This is a genomic window from Rhizobium sp. BK619 (assembly GCF_014195245.1).
Taxonomy (GTDB): Bacteria; Pseudomonadota; Alphaproteobacteria; order Rhizobiales; family Rhizobiaceae; genus Rhizobium; species Rhizobium acidisoli.
Genome location: NZ_JACIBH010000001.1, coordinates 693,636 through 707,480, shown reverse-complemented (window position 1 = coordinate 707,480; position 13,845 = coordinate 693,636). Strand labels below are relative to the sequence as shown.

The 13,845-nt window shown below is 58.1% G+C and carries 17 protein-coding genes and 4 pseudogenes; 8 read left to right on the top strand and 13 right to left on the bottom strand.

Features of this window, described 5'->3' with window-relative positions; genetic code table 11:
- Window positions 1–479: 479 nt before the first annotated feature.
- Window positions 480–593 (top strand): annotated as a pseudogene (locus FHX14_RS03440) (aspartate-semialdehyde dehydrogenase); the annotation flags it as partial.
- Window positions 594–674: 81 nt separating this feature from the next.
- On the top strand, window positions 675–965 hold the full coding sequence (locus FHX14_RS03435; protein ID WP_184376137.1) for a hypothetical protein: 291 nt from the start codon (window positions 675–677) through the stop codon (window positions 963–965).
- A 186-nt stretch (window positions 966–1,151) separates the two neighbouring features.
- Here the strand turns inward: FHX14_RS03435 and FHX14_RS03430 are convergent, their stop codons facing one another.
- From FHX14_RS03430 to FHX14_RS03420, 3 genes are all read right to left on the bottom strand, one after another.
- A complete protein-coding gene (locus tag FHX14_RS03430; protein WP_246713345.1) occupies window positions 1,152–2,087 on the bottom strand; it encodes a PAS domain S-box protein in 936 nt (311 codons plus the stop codon).
- A 223-nt stretch (window positions 2,088–2,310) separates the two neighbouring features.
- Complete coding sequence (locus FHX14_RS03425; protein WP_184376215.1) at window positions 2,311–3,285, bottom strand: TIGR03885 family FMN-dependent LLM class oxidoreductase; 975 nt, start codon at window positions 3,283–3,285, stop codon at window positions 2,311–2,313.
- A 19-nt stretch (window positions 3,286–3,304) separates the two neighbouring features.
- On the bottom strand, window positions 3,305–3,601 hold the full coding sequence (locus FHX14_RS03420; RefSeq protein WP_184376213.1) for a hypothetical protein: 297 nt from the start codon (window positions 3,599–3,601) through the stop codon (window positions 3,305–3,307).
- Window positions 3,602–3,879: 278 nt separating this feature from the next.
- On the opposite strand from FHX14_RS03420, the gene FHX14_RS03415 reads away from it, so the two are divergent.
- Window positions 3,880–4,467 (top strand): isochorismatase family protein, encoded by a 588-nt coding sequence (locus FHX14_RS03415; protein WP_184376212.1) that lies wholly within the window; start codon window positions 3,880–3,882, stop codon window positions 4,465–4,467.
- A gap of 138 nt (window positions 4,468–4,605) precedes the next feature.
- Here the strand turns inward: FHX14_RS03415 and FHX14_RS03410 are convergent, their stop codons facing one another.
- The 5 genes and pseudogenes from FHX14_RS03410 to FHX14_RS32965 form a co-directional block, all read right to left on the bottom strand.
- Entirely contained in the window at window positions 4,606–4,842 is a 237-nt protein-coding gene (locus FHX14_RS03410) for a hypothetical protein (RefSeq protein WP_184376211.1), read from the bottom strand.
- A gap of 208 nt (window positions 4,843–5,050) precedes the next feature.
- A pseudogene (locus tag FHX14_RS03405) lies at window positions 5,051–5,511 on the bottom strand (YidB family protein); the annotation flags it as partial.
- A 58-nt stretch (window positions 5,512–5,569) separates the two neighbouring features.
- Complete coding sequence (locus FHX14_RS03400; protein ID WP_184376278.1) at window positions 5,570–5,803, bottom strand: hypothetical protein; 234 nt, start codon at window positions 5,801–5,803, stop codon at window positions 5,570–5,572.
- Window positions 5,804–5,814: 11 nt separating this feature from the next.
- Window positions 5,815–6,225, bottom strand: a complete 411-nt coding sequence (locus FHX14_RS03395; RefSeq protein WP_184376210.1) for a response regulator — start codon at window positions 6,223–6,225, stop codon at window positions 5,815–5,817.
- A gap of 65 nt (window positions 6,226–6,290) precedes the next feature.
- A pseudogene (locus tag FHX14_RS32965) lies at window positions 6,291–6,352 on the bottom strand (response regulator receiver protein); the annotation flags it as partial.
- A 458-nt stretch (window positions 6,353–6,810) separates the two neighbouring features.
- Between FHX14_RS32965 and FHX14_RS03385 the strand changes: the two are divergent.
- A complete protein-coding gene (locus FHX14_RS03385; protein ID WP_184376209.1) occupies window positions 6,811–7,215 on the top strand; it encodes a low affinity iron permease family protein in 405 nt (134 codons plus the stop codon).
- Between the two features lie 19 nt (window positions 7,216–7,234).
- Here FHX14_RS03385 and FHX14_RS33445 read toward each other — a convergent pair whose 3' ends face one another.
- Together FHX14_RS33445 and FHX14_RS32960 are read right to left on the bottom strand one after the other, a co-directional pair.
- Window positions 7,235–7,342 carry a hypothetical protein gene (locus FHX14_RS33445; RefSeq protein WP_348649224.1) on the bottom strand — a complete coding sequence of 36 codons (108 nt, stop codon included), beginning with the start codon at window positions 7,340–7,342 and terminating at the stop codon, window positions 7,235–7,237.
- Window positions 7,343–7,753: 411 nt separating this feature from the next.
- A pseudogene (locus tag FHX14_RS32960) lies at window positions 7,754–7,899 on the bottom strand (PAS domain S-box protein); the annotation flags it as partial.
- Between the two features lie 261 nt (window positions 7,900–8,160).
- On the opposite strand from FHX14_RS32960, the gene FHX14_RS03375 reads away from it, so the two are divergent.
- The 3 genes from FHX14_RS03375 to xth all read left to right on the top strand — a co-directional run bounded on the left by FHX14_RS03375 (window position 8,161) and on the right by xth (window position 10,183).
- A complete protein-coding gene (locus FHX14_RS03375; RefSeq protein ID WP_184376208.1) occupies window positions 8,161–8,664 on the top strand; it encodes a ferritin-like domain-containing protein in 504 nt (167 codons plus the stop codon).
- Between the two features lie 538 nt (window positions 8,665–9,202).
- Window positions 9,203–9,379, top strand: a complete 177-nt coding sequence (locus FHX14_RS03370; protein ID WP_130704979.1) for a DUF3606 domain-containing protein — start codon at window positions 9,203–9,205, stop codon at window positions 9,377–9,379.
- Between the two features lie 3 nt (window positions 9,380–9,382).
- Window positions 9,383–10,183: an exodeoxyribonuclease III gene (gene xth / locus FHX14_RS03365; RefSeq protein ID WP_184376207.1), complete on the top strand. Its 801-nt coding sequence runs from the start codon at window positions 9,383–9,385 to the stop codon at window positions 10,181–10,183.
- Between the two features lie 212 nt (window positions 10,184–10,395).
- Here the strand turns inward: xth and FHX14_RS03360 are convergent, their stop codons facing one another.
- The 3 genes from FHX14_RS03360 to FHX14_RS03350 all read right to left on the bottom strand — a co-directional run bounded on the left by FHX14_RS03360 (window position 10,396) and on the right by FHX14_RS03350 (window position 12,749).
- Window positions 10,396–10,575: a hypothetical protein gene (locus FHX14_RS03360; RefSeq protein WP_184376205.1), complete on the bottom strand. Its 180-nt coding sequence runs from the start codon at window positions 10,573–10,575 to the stop codon at window positions 10,396–10,398.
- A gap of 491 nt (window positions 10,576–11,066) precedes the next feature.
- Window positions 11,067–11,819 carry an SDR family NAD(P)-dependent oxidoreductase gene (locus FHX14_RS03355; RefSeq protein ID WP_184376203.1) on the bottom strand — a complete coding sequence of 251 codons (753 nt, stop codon included), beginning with the start codon at window positions 11,817–11,819 and terminating at the stop codon, window positions 11,067–11,069.
- 18 nt (window positions 11,820–11,837) lie between these two features.
- On the bottom strand, window positions 11,838–12,749 hold the full coding sequence (locus FHX14_RS03350) for an NAD(P)H-binding protein (RefSeq protein ID WP_348649227.1): 912 nt from the start codon (window positions 12,747–12,749) through the stop codon (window positions 11,838–11,840).
- 117 nt (window positions 12,750–12,866) lie between these two features.
- Here FHX14_RS03350 and FHX14_RS03345 point away from each other — a divergent pair, with 117 nt between their 5' ends.
- Entirely contained in the window at window positions 12,867–13,838 is a 972-nt protein-coding gene (locus FHX14_RS03345; protein ID WP_184376201.1) for an AraC family transcriptional regulator, read from the top strand.
- Window positions 13,839–13,845 lie beyond the last annotated feature (7 nt).

Genomic DNA, 13,845 nt, shown 5'->3' with positions numbered 1-13,845 from the left:
GCAGGAACTTGACCCCGACCAACAACACGAACAATACCTAAAGGCGGGTCAATTCTCGGTGGAAACGCCGGGTCAGCTCTCAGTGGAAATCAACAGGCCATCTCGGAGTTCATACGGGAAGGGCATTACCTGCGACACCTGAGGAGGATTAAACGAGCCTATGCAGCGGCACGTCAGCCGGTTCTCGACTATTTCCGCGACGCTCTGGGTCTGGAAAAGGTCTCGGCTCCGGGTCTTTCGGTCCTGCTTAAGCTGCCGAAAGATGCCCCCGATGTGGCGATCGCCAGAGATGCGCTTACCTTCGGAACGTTTCCCGCACCGCTCTCGCCCTGGTACTCGTCCGCTCAAGGGGCAGAGGCGGGGCTGCTTCTCGGGGTTGCGACGACACCTGTAAAGAACGTGGTCCGAATCTGCGAGCGTCTTACCGAGGTGATCGCACGGGGTTCGTAGTGCCGCCGAGTTTCACGGTTCTTCACAGGTGGCGATCACGCGACAGCCTCGACGGGCCTCTCCACTCCGTCCGCTACAGCCACCAACGGCTGATCGGTCCGAATGAATGGCGCCGTGTCGAGGGCGAGTTCAAGCTTCAGTGAACTCTTGAATTTGATTTTTCCGCTTCCTAGCTCTTCGACCGCCCGAGGCGTTGAACTCGGTTTGTTTGGAGTGAAACCTGCATGGAAGAGAATATCAACATCATCAAGAGTGTTGGCATCGCTGAACGGGAAGAGATCATCGTCGACTTTGCCAGATGGCTTGAGACCGCCTCAAAAGAGGCTCTTGTCTACGGAGAAGGGAAGTTCGCAATGATGTCCGCCAGTATGGCAGAAGCAATGCGGGTCAATGCTGACGAACTTGCTCGCGATAATCCTGAGAAGACCGAACGTGTGCTGCAGCAGGCCAGCGCGATGATGGCGCAGTTCAAGGCCGCCTACCCCCATCGAGTCATCAGTCGATCTGTCCATTGATCAAGATAGTGGTAGCCGATCCATGAACATTCCACTCGTCATTCGGATAGGGCTTTATCGAGCCGTCCTTCATCACTTCGGCCTCGCAAGGACCGGATAGGACGATGTACATCACCGCATCGCATATCCAGGATTCACCCTGGTTTCATCAGGGGTGGACGGATGATTCATTTACGTTGTTCAAGTTCAAGCCACCGAGATGAGTTGGGAGATAGAATGAGGTTCTCGTCGGCCGCGATTGGGGGCTTCGAGTCTTGCCTGAAGCACTGCCTCCTGGCTGCCCGGGGTAGCGGGACCCAACGTCTGGCGAACCACCGCGTTGACCGTTGCGAGCACATTTTTCACGCGATGCGTCAGCTCACCAATCAAAAGGTTCTGCAGCCGCTCCGCCTCTTTTCGTTCGCTGATGTCTCGTGCGATCTTCGAGGCGCCGACGACGTATCCACTCTCGTCATAAATCGGCGAGACCCTCAGTGAAATATGAACCTCGCTGCCGTTCTTGTGGATCCGCCGCGTCTCGTGAGGCTCTACGTGTCCGCCGGCCTTGACGCTGTCGATGATGACGTTCTCTTCATCGATGATATCAGGCGGGAGGATGATCGTGGCGGAGCGTCCGATAGCCTCCTCGTCAGAATAGCCGTAGAGCTCCTCGGCGCCACGGTTCCAGCTGCGTATTTTCAATCCAAGGTCGATGCTGATGATTGCATCATCGGAGGAGGCAATGATGGCTGCGAGCTGACGCGCTTCCTTCTGGGCCCGTTTCCGTTCGGTCACATCTATGGTCACCGTGACGGCCTGTATAATATGGCCGCTGTTGTCCCGAATGGCGGAAACAGAGTTGGAAACCCAGACGAGAGTGCCATCCCCTCGGAGGTACCGTTTCTCAATGTCGAAGCTGCTGCCAGTCTCCATCATTCGATGGAATTTCTCAAGGTTGCGAGGCAGGTCGTCCGGGTGGGTGATATCCTGCATGCGCAGCTTGAGCAGTTCCGTCTCCGGATACCCGACGATCTCACAGTACCTTTGATTGACGGTGACAAAGCTGCCATCGAGGTCGGTCAGGGCTATGCCGCCCGTCGTCTGCGCAAAAATGGCTTGCAACCACGCGTCACCCTGCGTCAATCCGGCCCCCGCGACAGCACCCGCCAAGCTGTAAGCAGCTTAATGCCTCTATTGAGAGCTAATTCCGCCATTGAAGACGCCGGGTCAAGCCCGCATCCGCTCTATGCCGAACATGCAGCGAGTTTATGGACCCCTGTCGTTCGTCACGGAGCACGCAGACCCCAGGTAACCGATGCGGGATCCATCGTGCAGTCAATCCTATGGAGTGAAGGAGGGGCAATCGTCATGAGGTGGTCGTAACTGCCGGCAGAACCTCACGCGCCATGAACCGCATGAAGCCCGCCTGATCACGCGAGACATTGTGGATGTATATTTCGTCTACGCCGCAGGAACCGCATTCCGTGATGAGGTCGAGCAGGCTTTGATCTGATGTCACTAAGGGGATGATGTTATCCATCGCCTGAGGTTCCACATCAGCGGTTGCCCGATCGAACTCGGCTGGCGTATACAAACTCGCGAGGCAGTCGGGCCTGACTGCGGCGACCCGCCACTGGTCCCATGCCGCCTTTCGCGCTTCGTCCTCCGTTCGGCCCCAGCTGATCTGAAGCTGAACCGCTATCGGCTTCTGCGAGCCGCCTCCTGCTTTGAATCGGTCGATCATGTCGGTCAATACGTCTTTGGGTTTGCGCACCGTGATCATCCCATCGGCCCAAGATCCGATCCAGTTGGCCGTTTCGGGCGAAAGAGCAGCGCCAAACATAGCCGGCGAACGGGACGGAAGCGACCACAGCCTGGCCTCTTCGGTCGCAAACCACGGATTGGTGTGCGCAACCACTTCGCCTTTCAGCAGGCGGCGCATGATCTCGCAGCCTGCAAACAATCGGTCGTTCCTCTCCCGCTTGTCCGGCCAGCCCATCCCGACAACGTGTTCGTTCACGGCCTCACCGCTTCCGGCTGCGATCCAGCGCAGCCGCTCGGGAAACATCTCGGAGATTGTCGCAATCATGTGGGAGAGAACGACGGGGTGATAACGCCATCCGCCAGGGATAGCGAGGCTGCCGAATGGCAGGGATGTCGATGCGATGGCTGCCCCAAGCCACGCCCAGTTGTTGCCGGCGTTTCCCTGCCGCTCGCTCCACGGCGCAATATGATCGGACGTCATGATCGCCTGGAACCCGGCGTCTTCCGCCTGTTTCACATACTGCAGGAGCTCGCTCGGCGAAAACTGCTCATGAGACGCGTGGTAGCCAATGATCAATGTGGCCCTTCCTTCGCTTCTACAGCCGGTCAATAGTCGTCGCGCGCACGACAATCTCGTCCTGCGACAGCCGCTTTTCCAATCTCTTGCGATAGTCGGCCCACCATGGACGATCCACCTCCTCTGTCATGACCTCGACGACCACGATGCGGTCGCGCTCGGTGTCGCCGCCATCACGCCACAACCCTTCTGCCGGCGCATTGGCGTAAACCGTCACGCCACCGAATAGATCCGTCAGCTCGCTGCGGACGTTTTCCAATGCTTGCGACGCGAACTTCCCCGTCACGGGCAGAAGGATTTCGATGAGGTATGGCAAACGGCCCTCCTTCGGGTTCCGGCAACTCAACTTCGCTGGAAAGAGACTGTTCCGGGAATCGCTCGAACCATTGGGGATTTCGCTCGACATACGGAGTTTCGACGGAGCTGCTTGAGGGACACAATGGAGTTTCATTCGCCGTACGGCCACGGTTTCATCCGATGCGCCGCTCTGCACGCCGCATTGAGAGCGTGGCTCGAGGAGCTGAAGGAAAATGTTCCCCAGTCGGCTGGAACTTCTTCTTGTCGTGAAGGTTCGTCGCCTCGACGGAGGTAGGGATGAAGGAAATCGGCAACTGGCGGCACATCTGTGTCGACGTGCAGCGTATGTTCGCGGAAGACACGCCCTGGCATGTTCCTTGGATGGCACGTGTCCTACCTCAACTTCTTGAAGTTTCGGGTCGTCACGCTGAGCGCACGATCTTCACTCGCTTCATCCCGCCGAGCCGGTCGGACGATGTCGTCGGGAGCTGGAAGGACTACTATCAGAAATGGTGGATGATGACCGGCGAACACCTACCGCAAGAGCTGCGTGATCTTTCGCCGGCGTTGCAGTCTCTGGTTCCACCCGCGCGCGTTTTCGACAAGATGACCTACTCGCCTTGGATCGACGGTAGGCTGAACTCTCATTTACGGCACGAGGGTGTCACAACGGTTGTCGTTACCGGAGGTGAAACCGACGTCTGCGTGTTAGCGACAGTGCTCGGAGCAATCGACCTCGGTTTGCATGTGATTGTGCTGAGCGACGCCGTCTGCAGCGGTGCCGATGAGACGCACGATGCTGCCGTCGACCTGCTCGATGATCGCTTTTCGGTTCAACTCGACTTAATGAAGGTCAATGAATTTCTTTCCGCGGTAACCGCTTAGCGAACGACGACCTGCCTTATCCCACGAGTCGAGCTTCACGGGGTCTCCGCTGGCACCTCGAACTGGAGATATCTCACAGAAGGGTTCGACAGGACAGGAATTCTGCGGGAATTCCGTTCGATGTAAGCACCCTTTGTCTCACCCTACTTTTCCGGCCGGTTCATCGCTTTCATCATTGAGCGACGGCAAAAAGGTCTCCACATCCCGCCGCTCCCGATCGGATAAACTTGCGATGCGTTCCTTCCGGAATTTAGCAGCTTCCGGCGGGTCACCATCCCAGTCGCGCGAAGAGCCAAGATTGTCGTCGATCACAGCGACGCGTCGCCCCCCAAGGCGACGGTATTTGTCGGCAAGCTCTTTCGATGCGTTTTCCATAAAAATCGGCCTTTCTTGGCATGTTATCATTGCATTGCGTCGGACGCGACAGCGCTGAATTTCATTCTGCCTGATACACAGATCTGATCAGCCCCCCGTGGGCTGGTTCGAAGACGACAGTTGAACGGGTCCATTCTCGTAACCACTCGGCGCACCTATCAAACCGTCGTGCCGAAACCGGGGAATGGCTGCCCGGCGAGGGTTGTTCGTCCTCGGCGTCCGGCAGCGTTCCGTTCGGCGTCAAGTCATCAACCGCCTTCGGCAGGTCTCCGGTTAATCGTTCGACGATCTCTTGATGAGAAAGGCCCGTCTTGGCAGCGAGTTCATTGAGGATGTCGGGACCGAGAGCGTCACCCAACTGGCTGTCATCGATCGGAGCGTTGGAGCCCGAACTTACCCAGCTCTCTGCTTTTTCCCCATGGCCGTTCTGCTGGAACGTTTTCAGCAGGTCGCGGAGGCCACCGCTTAAAATACCGCCTGTCGAAAGGCCGCCGAGGACATCGCCAAATCCACGGGGTCCACCTAAGATTCCGCCGAGGTCGCCGGTTGGCCGTTCTCACCACGCTGCGGGTTTTGGATCCCGCGCAGCAATTCGCCTATCTTGTCGCGATTCTGGTAGCCTGCCACCGCGATCACGCCTAGCAGCGCCTTCAAAGGACCACTCATCATAGCTCTTCCTCCTTTAAAATCTTGCGAACGCCCGATGCGACCGACGACCTTGCTGATCTCATTCCATTCGAACCACGTCCTTGAACGCCACGGTTGCCAAGATCGACCCGTCGGTCCCCGTGATCTCGAAGGTCCGGCCATCGACCACGTCGTCGTGCAAAACAAGTTCAGCGACCATTTCGCGAGCCGACCGCCTTGCCTCGGCGACGGCCTGCGCGAGTGTCGGAAATTCAATCCCCTCATGGTCCACCTCATAGGAATTCACGTCGCGGAGATGAAAGAAAAATCTCATCGAAGCTTTCCCTAACGCGTGTCGGGACGTGGCTGGAACGACGCCTTCAGCAAGTCGATGATCGCGCTGTGGTCGTAAGGCTTGGCGATAAAAGAGACGCCGCTCGCAAGATCGAAGGCACCAAAACGAACATGACCCGAGGTGACGATGACACGCGTTACTGGTGAACGCGCGCGCACGCGGTTCATCAGCCCTATCCCGTCCGTTGAACCCGGCATGTTCACGTCGGTGAAGACGGCATCGATCTGCGCTCCTTCGAACGCGACAAGAGCCTCGTCGGCGTTGCCGGCTTCCAAGACTTCGATCCCGGCCTCCTCCAGTGCGTCCACTGTCGCGAACCTGATCAGCGGCTCGTCGTCGACAACGAGGACCTTGCGTATGGGAGGCGCCACCGCGTCTGGCCCAAGAGGCGGCGGATCCATGCGGCCTCGCTTGCCAGTCGTAAACCGCCTGCGACCAAACCTCGCGGTCCCGGCCCTTCGGACATCCTTCGCTTTGCCAGAGTTCATGCGCCCGGCGACTTATCCAGTTGTACTCTTGTTGATCCATCTTCCGTCTCCGTCGGAAAAGCAGAACGTCGGCAAGTGGAGACTGTTCCTGCCCCGAGCGTCACCTCGAGGCATCATTGGGGCGCGGCTTCGACGGCACAGACGCTCTAATCTTGAAGATCATCTTTGGAATCATCATCTAACTGGCACCACTCGAACCAACGATGGCCTGTAGCGCGAACATGACGTCGCGTGAGCGGTGCTGCCCGGGTGCGCTCCCCATGATGGGTCGAGCGCCCTCGGTCTGAAGGTCCCGAAAACGAGGGTCGTTGACCGAACAATCCTCGTCCTTTTTCGCCCCGCGAGGCCTTCGAGCTAACTACGATGTCTTCCGCCGACCCCGTTGAATGCGGTCTCTTTGCTTGGGGCGTAGGAGTCCCGCCCGCCGACACACCAGAGTCGGGCGCGGAACCGCCTAAGCATAATTGCGTTATCAATGGCAGGCACAACGAGGCCGACATGAGCGATAAAATCACGTCCAAATTCTTCTCCAAGTTCGCCACCACCATCGCAAATTTGTCGGGAAAGCCGGCGACGTTCGTGCTTGCAGTCGTTCTGGTTCTCGCCTGGGCGCTCTCCGGGCCCTTCTTCGATTATTCGGAGACTTGGCAGCTCGTCATCAACACTTCGACGACAATCATCACGTTCTTGATGGTGTTCGTTCTTCAGAACTCTCAGAACCGCGACGGCAAAGCGCTCCAGGCCAAGCTCGACGAGCTCATTCTGACGTCTCAGGCGCAGAACAAGTTCGTCGGCATCGAAAAACTCGACGAACAACAGCTGAGGGAGATGAGCGAGGCGCTTGCCGAAAAGGCGCAATGCGTCGAAGAGGTTGCTGACGACAAGGCGCGCGAAGTGAGTTAGATCCCTTCCTGACGATCCTCTACCAGTTTGCCAATTCCTGCGCTTCCAACCGCTCGACTCCGATCATATGGTTTCCCGCCTCGCTAGATCGGATAAGCTCGTCAACTTTCACCTGCAGCGCGTGCATATCCCGGTTCCGGAGTGCTGCATGACAAGCAGGATTAAGAGCGTGGTCGTCGTTCCTACGATGTTCGAAATCAGAAACCATTCCGTCGGCAGTCCGAGTGCCAGCCCGAGCGCACACCACCCGACCACGAGAGCCACCATCGAGACGAGAACACAACAGTGCCCAGCGAACCGCATGACGCCTTCGGATATTGAGAGAACTTTCCCAGCTTCATGGTCATGCACGTCATGGAACTGTGTTCCGACCTTAGATAGGTGGGAACAAGTCGCGCAGAACATTCTACTTTTAGAAGCACAGGACCATCGAGCTCGGGAAGCCTTTGTCACGGAGCCGACGACCCACCGCGCCGCCTGGTTCGGCGACGGATTGAGCATGACGGCAATAGAAACTTTTCTGACCCAATTTGCGTCCGTCTGACATCGCCAGAACGTTCTTGGTTCGATGATCGACTTCGAGGAGCAGACGACGCTCCGCCTCCTCCAGTGTCTGGACCTTCCCTTCCGGTACGCGGTGACATCGATCTGAGAAGCGAAGAAGTAGGCGAGATGACCCTCGTCGTCGCGGATTCCTGCAGGTCAGAACGTCGAGGGAGCGCAATAGTTTCAATCGTTTCGCCCCCTTCGAAACGACAACTTGCACGACAGGAAAAGAGATCCTACTTTCCCGCAATGAAAAAACAAATGCGAAGCTGGGCCGACTCAGCGAATGAGGAGCGCGCAGCGGGAGATGTCCAGGGTAACGGAAACGTTATCAGCTTGGAACCTTAGCCGCCCGTGTGAGTTGAGTCGCGCTACTCAGCATTCAGAAGGACCACACACATGGCGGCTACCAAAACTCTAGACGATCTGTTTCTCGATACTCTCAAGGACATCTACTTTGCCGAAAAGCAGATCCTCAAGGCTCTGCCGAAGATGGCCCGTGCCGCCGACTCCGAAGAAGGCAAGGCAGGCTTTCTCCAACATCGCGACGAGACCCAGGGGCAGATCGAGCGCCTGGAACAGGTGTTTGAGTTGCTCGGCAAGCCCGCCCGAGGCAAGACCTGCGAGGCGATCCAGGGGATCATCGCCGAGGGCGAAGAGATCATGGAGGAATTCAAGGGATCGCCTGCCCTCGACGCCGGTCTGGTCTCGTCGGCGCAGGCTGTCGAACATTACGAGATCGCCCGTTATGGCACGCTTATCGAATGGGCAAACCAGCTTGGGCTGAAGGGTGCCGTGCCCCTTCTGCAGCAGAACCTTGCCGAAGAAGAAGCGACGGACAAGAAGCTGACGCAGCTCGCCAGGGCTTCCGCGAACCCGAAGGGCAAAGGCAAAGCCGCTTAGCCGGCTCGAACTGCACCGGAAGGCCGTCTCTTGAGGCGGCCTTTTTGCTATTCCCGTTTTCATAAAGACCAGGGGACAATCGATGGCCAAGCGCTCGACGAAATCTACAAAGCTAAGCTCTGAAGATATTTTTGGAGGTTGGAGAGCCCCGTTTGCAGAGTGCCTGAATGAACAGGCGGCGCCGATGGAACCGATGCAATTTCCGCCCGTAAATTCATGTCCGGGGGTTCGCACCGCCGTCCTGTCGCATTATGGGCCTCGCGGTCGCCTTCGACGGGATGTTGGCGCCGGAACTGGCTGAATGCACGCTGCAGCGCGTCCTAGAAGACTGGAATTTCCAAGGATAGATCTTTGGGCGGTGTTCGCCATTGGCAGGCTGGCAAGTGCAAAGGCACGCGCGTTCGCCGATTTCGCGGGATCGATCGTTGCTGCGCAAAGCCTATTGGCCTGGTGGTTGACTTGTTCGCACCGCGGGCGGCCGGAACTTCTTGAATCGGCGTTCGTTTTCCATTGACCGAAATTACTAGGAGGACTGAAAATGGCAACCACTTCCCGAGGCAGAGCACAGGATCGGGCCAAGGTCGCAGCCGGACAGGATCATGAAGTTCGTTACGAGGCGAAGAAGGAAGGTGTTTCCAAGGATACGGTGAAGAAAGCCGTGAAAAACGCCGGGAACTCTCGCAAGAAGGTCGAAGCGGAAATCGGCCGACACTAGGCCGTGAAGCTCGCCACCTACAACGTCAACGGCGTCAACGGTCGGCTCGAAGTCCTCCTTCGATGGCTCGGGGAGGCCGAGCCGGATGTCGTCTGCCTGCAGGAGCTGAAGGCGCCGCAGGAGAAGTTCCCACTCAAGGCGATCGAAGCTGCCGGCTATGGTGCCGTCTGGCAGGGACAGAAGTCCTGGAACGGCGTCGCGATCCTTGCCAAGGGTCAGGAGCCCCACCTAACGAGAAAGGGATTGCCGGGCGAAACGGAAGACGAGCACAGCCGTTACATCGAGGCCATCGTCGATGGCATCGTCATCGGGGGGCTTTATCTCCCGAACGGCAATCCGTACCCTGGGCCGAAATTCGATTACAAACTCCGCTGGTTCAAGAGGCTGCACGACTATGCGGCGGAGTTGCTCGAACTTGACGTTCCGGTCGTGCTTGCAGGCGACTACAATGTCATGCCGACTGAACTCGACGTCTACAAGCCGGAACGGTGGACGAACGACGCGCTGTTCCGCGTAGAGGTGCGGGACGCCTACAGGAAACTCGTCGATCAAGGTTGGACGGATGCTCTACGCCACCTGCACCCGGATGAGCGCATCTACACGTTTTGGGACTATTTTCGCAATGCCTACGCACGCGATGCCGGACTTCGCATCGACCACTTCCTGCTGAGTTCCGAGGCCGCGGCACGGCTGTCGAAGGCAGAGGTCGACAAGCACGTGCGGGGGTGGGAGCACACGAGCGACCATGCCCCCGTCCGGATCGAGCTCCGGGACGAACAGCTGAAGAAGCGCAAGACGAAGTGAACGAAGCCGCGTTGCAGGCCAGTGAGTTACAGCAGACTCGCTTGTTCCACCGGCTTGCCTTTTGAAGCACCGGGCATTGGCGGTCGGTGACTATCAGGAATACCTCTATAACGATGTGATCTCGATCTCAACGCCCACTCTCTAACGCTTTATCCAGACAAAGGCGATGAACCCTGTGCCAGGCATGGGCCAGCGATGGGCCGGGCGTAACACTATCGCCACCGAGGCTGTCGCTGGACGTTATGAAGAAGTTCGGATGCTGTAGCAAAGTGGCCGAACAGCTGCAGCAGGCGGGTTTCCTCGATATCAGTGAGTTGGTGACGCTTGGCGAAATCCCGAACCGACCAGACGCGTTTTGTTTCGACATTCTCGAGAGATTCAATACGCTGCATGATTTCTCGCTCCTCCTGCTACCAAGCGGATGAAATAGGCATTACTAAATTAGAAATATATTAAATAAGACATGTCGAACGCTTTGGTACGTTACCGAACACCTTCCCGCGATCTAGTGGACCTCCTCGCGTTACAAGGTCTCCAGAATTTGACTGATCCGCCGGCCGCGCGTTCAGTGCTCCTTACGTCTTCGCCTCATTTTTCGGGGAGCTTCGGCCTTTCGCGAGACCTGGTTATTTGGTTTCGGAACCTCTGGCTTGGAGAACTAACTTTCGCTAGCACCCCTGGGAGATATTGGTTCTTGCCGGTCGTTCTTGCACGCCACTACTTGTAGGCGGAGGCAGGAAGATCGCATAATGGATCGAAGGGAACCGGCCGGCAGGCGAAGAAGGAATACAACCGTTTGAAGCTGGAGAGAGATCGCTTGACGGCGCGAAGCCGTGGGGCACGTCGTGTCAAGATGAAGTGGGGCTCGTGCGGCGCGTGTAGTTCAAAGTCCGTTGAAGATCGCAAACCGTCGCGCGTAGTCGCCGTTCCTTTCGGCAAAGCGTTCCCCCCTGACACGCTCGACGAGGATTTCCCCATCAGGTGGGGTCGCGTCTGCCAGGAGCTGCATGACTTCGCTGATATAGGCGGCAAGCGGCATGGCGTGTGGATCGCTGAGCTGATGAGGCCCGCTGAGTTCCGTCTGGACGTAGGGTGGCGCCAGTTCGAGGACTTCGACCGAAGATCCGCGCAGCTGGACGCGCAGGGACTGCAGCCAGGAATGCAGGAATGCCTTGCTGGCGCAGTAGGTCGGGAAGTTGTTGCGTGGAACGAACGCCAGACCGGACGTCGTCGTGATGATGGTCGCCTGCGGCTTGGTGACAAGAGCCGGAAGCAGGGCTGCCGTCATGTGCAGCACGCCGATGATATTTGTCTCAATGATGTTGCGTGCGATAGAAAGATCGGAGCCGCCGGGCAGGGTTTCGGGTCGCGAGATCCCTGCGTTGTTTATCAGGACATTCAGTTCCGGGATTTTCTCTCGGACACGCGCGGTGAAGGCGGCGATTGCCTGAGGATCCTGAACGTCGAGCTGAAAGCCGATCATCCCGGGGTTGGCTGCCGTTATCTCGTCAAGGCGGCTTTGGCGACGGCCGGCAATGATGACCTGGTTGTCGAGCTTGTGAAACCCCTTGGCGAGGCCCCGGCCGATGCCGCTGGTGCCGCCTGTGATGAGGATGGTGTTCCCTGTCATCTGCATGATGTCGTTCTCTCGTGATTATCCAAGGAGCGTCGGGCGCAGGACGTCCTGGCACCACTGGCGAAAGCTAGTCGGGGTGGTGTTCTCGCTGGTTCTTTCGACCCCGAGGTCGAGGCCACGATCCTTGGCGCGGGCCATGTCGGTCATCCCCTGTGTCATTGCCTCGGAAAACCCGAACTGCAGGAACCGCGCCTTGTAGGCCTCGAAGGGGATTTGCTGGAACCGAACGGGATTGCCCAGAACATCCGACATAATCTCTGCCATGTCGTTAAAGGAAATGTTCTCCGGCCCAAGAACGGCAAGCTCTTCCTGTCCGTGCCAGTTGGGGTCCAGCAGCAACCGGCTCGCCACCGCCGCAATGTCGCGGGTGGCGCAGCTCGGTAGTTTCAAATCGCCCGAAATCGGCGAGAAGAACATGCCCTGGCTTTTGATCGAGGCGGCCTGCATGAGGAGATTGTCCATGAAGGACGGCATGGTGAGCGCCCGGAAGTCCACACCAGTGCTGGCGATTAGATCGTCCATTGCCAGCGAGCCGGTGACATAGCCGGCATCGGCCGCAACTGGTGTATTTCGTCCAAGCGCGGTCACGCTTACCACGCGTTTTACGCGGGTCGCTTTCAGGGCAGCTGCGGCCGGTCGGGAGAAATCCACATAGGCGGCCATGACGCTATCCGCCTTTTCGTCCGCCGGCACCAGCCAGAACACAGTCTCTGCACCATCGAATGCGCGCTTGACGATTTCCGGGGTCGCATGAGAACCCTCAATAATGTCCACCTTGCTCCGAATCCTGGATGGCAACTTAGAGGGATCGCGCGCAATGACGCGAACCGAAGCGTCGTGTTTGAGGAGGTTTCGAACAACTTGCTGGCCAATCTGGCCCGTAGGGGCGGTGACTACGATTATTGGATGCTCCCGTTGCCTTTGCGGCACTGTGTGGCTGATGCGCAAGGCCGACTTTATGAACGCCTTGGCAGACAGTTAAGGCATTGATGACGGACGAGCCATGCTCTACCGTCGCCAATATCGTCGCGATCGTCCGGAACGCTTATGGACCCCCTTTCTGAAGTTCTCAGCTTGCTCAAGCCGAGCAGTACCATCTCGTCAGGCTTTGATGCCGCTGGCGAGTGGTCGATCCAGTTCGGCGACCAGCACCGCCAGATCAAATGCTATGTAATCGTTACCGGTGGGTGTTGGTTGGCGGTCGACCGCGTCGATGAAGCGGTGCGCCTGGAACAGGGCGACTGCTTCGTCCTGCCGCGCGGGCGGCCGTTTCGGCTCGCAAGTGATCTGAACCTCTCTCCCGTCCCTGCGCCAACGCTCTTTCCCCCAGCGCGTGCGGGTGGCGTCGTCACGCTCAACGGAGGCGGGAGCTTTTCTCTTGCCGGCGCGCGCTTCGCCGTCGGCGGCAATAGCGCCGACATGCTTCTGGAAATGCTACCGCCCATCGTCCACCTCAGCCGGGAAACAGAACGGGACGCCTTGCGCTGGTCGATCGAAAGGATGATGCAGGAGCTCAGTTCTCATCAACCGGGCGGACATCTGATGGCGCAACATCTGTCGCATATGATGCTGCTCCAGGCACTTCGCATTCATCTGTCAGATGGTCATCAACGAAAGGGCTGGTTCTATGCCCTTGCCGACAGGAACCTGAGCGGCGCAATTCGCGCGATGCATGCCAACCCGGCGAGAAACTGGACTGTGGCGGAATTGGGTGAGACAGCCGGAATGTCACGCTCCGTATTCGCTGAGCGCTTCAAGGCGACGGTTGGAGAGACCCCAATCGAGTACCTGTCAAGGTGGCGAATGCTTCTCGCCTGCAGCCGGTTTGAAAACGGCGACGACCCTGTTTCGGTTGTCGCGCCGGCGCTGGGCTACCAGTCCGAGAGCGCCTTCAGCAAAGCGTTCAAGCGAGTCGTCGGATGCTCGCCGCGCCAATATAGGGCCCAGGAAATCCTTCCTTCTGAGACTCCCGCGCGCCTTCACGCCAGACGTTCGCACGCGGTCTCCGTTTCGAGATAGCGGCGGT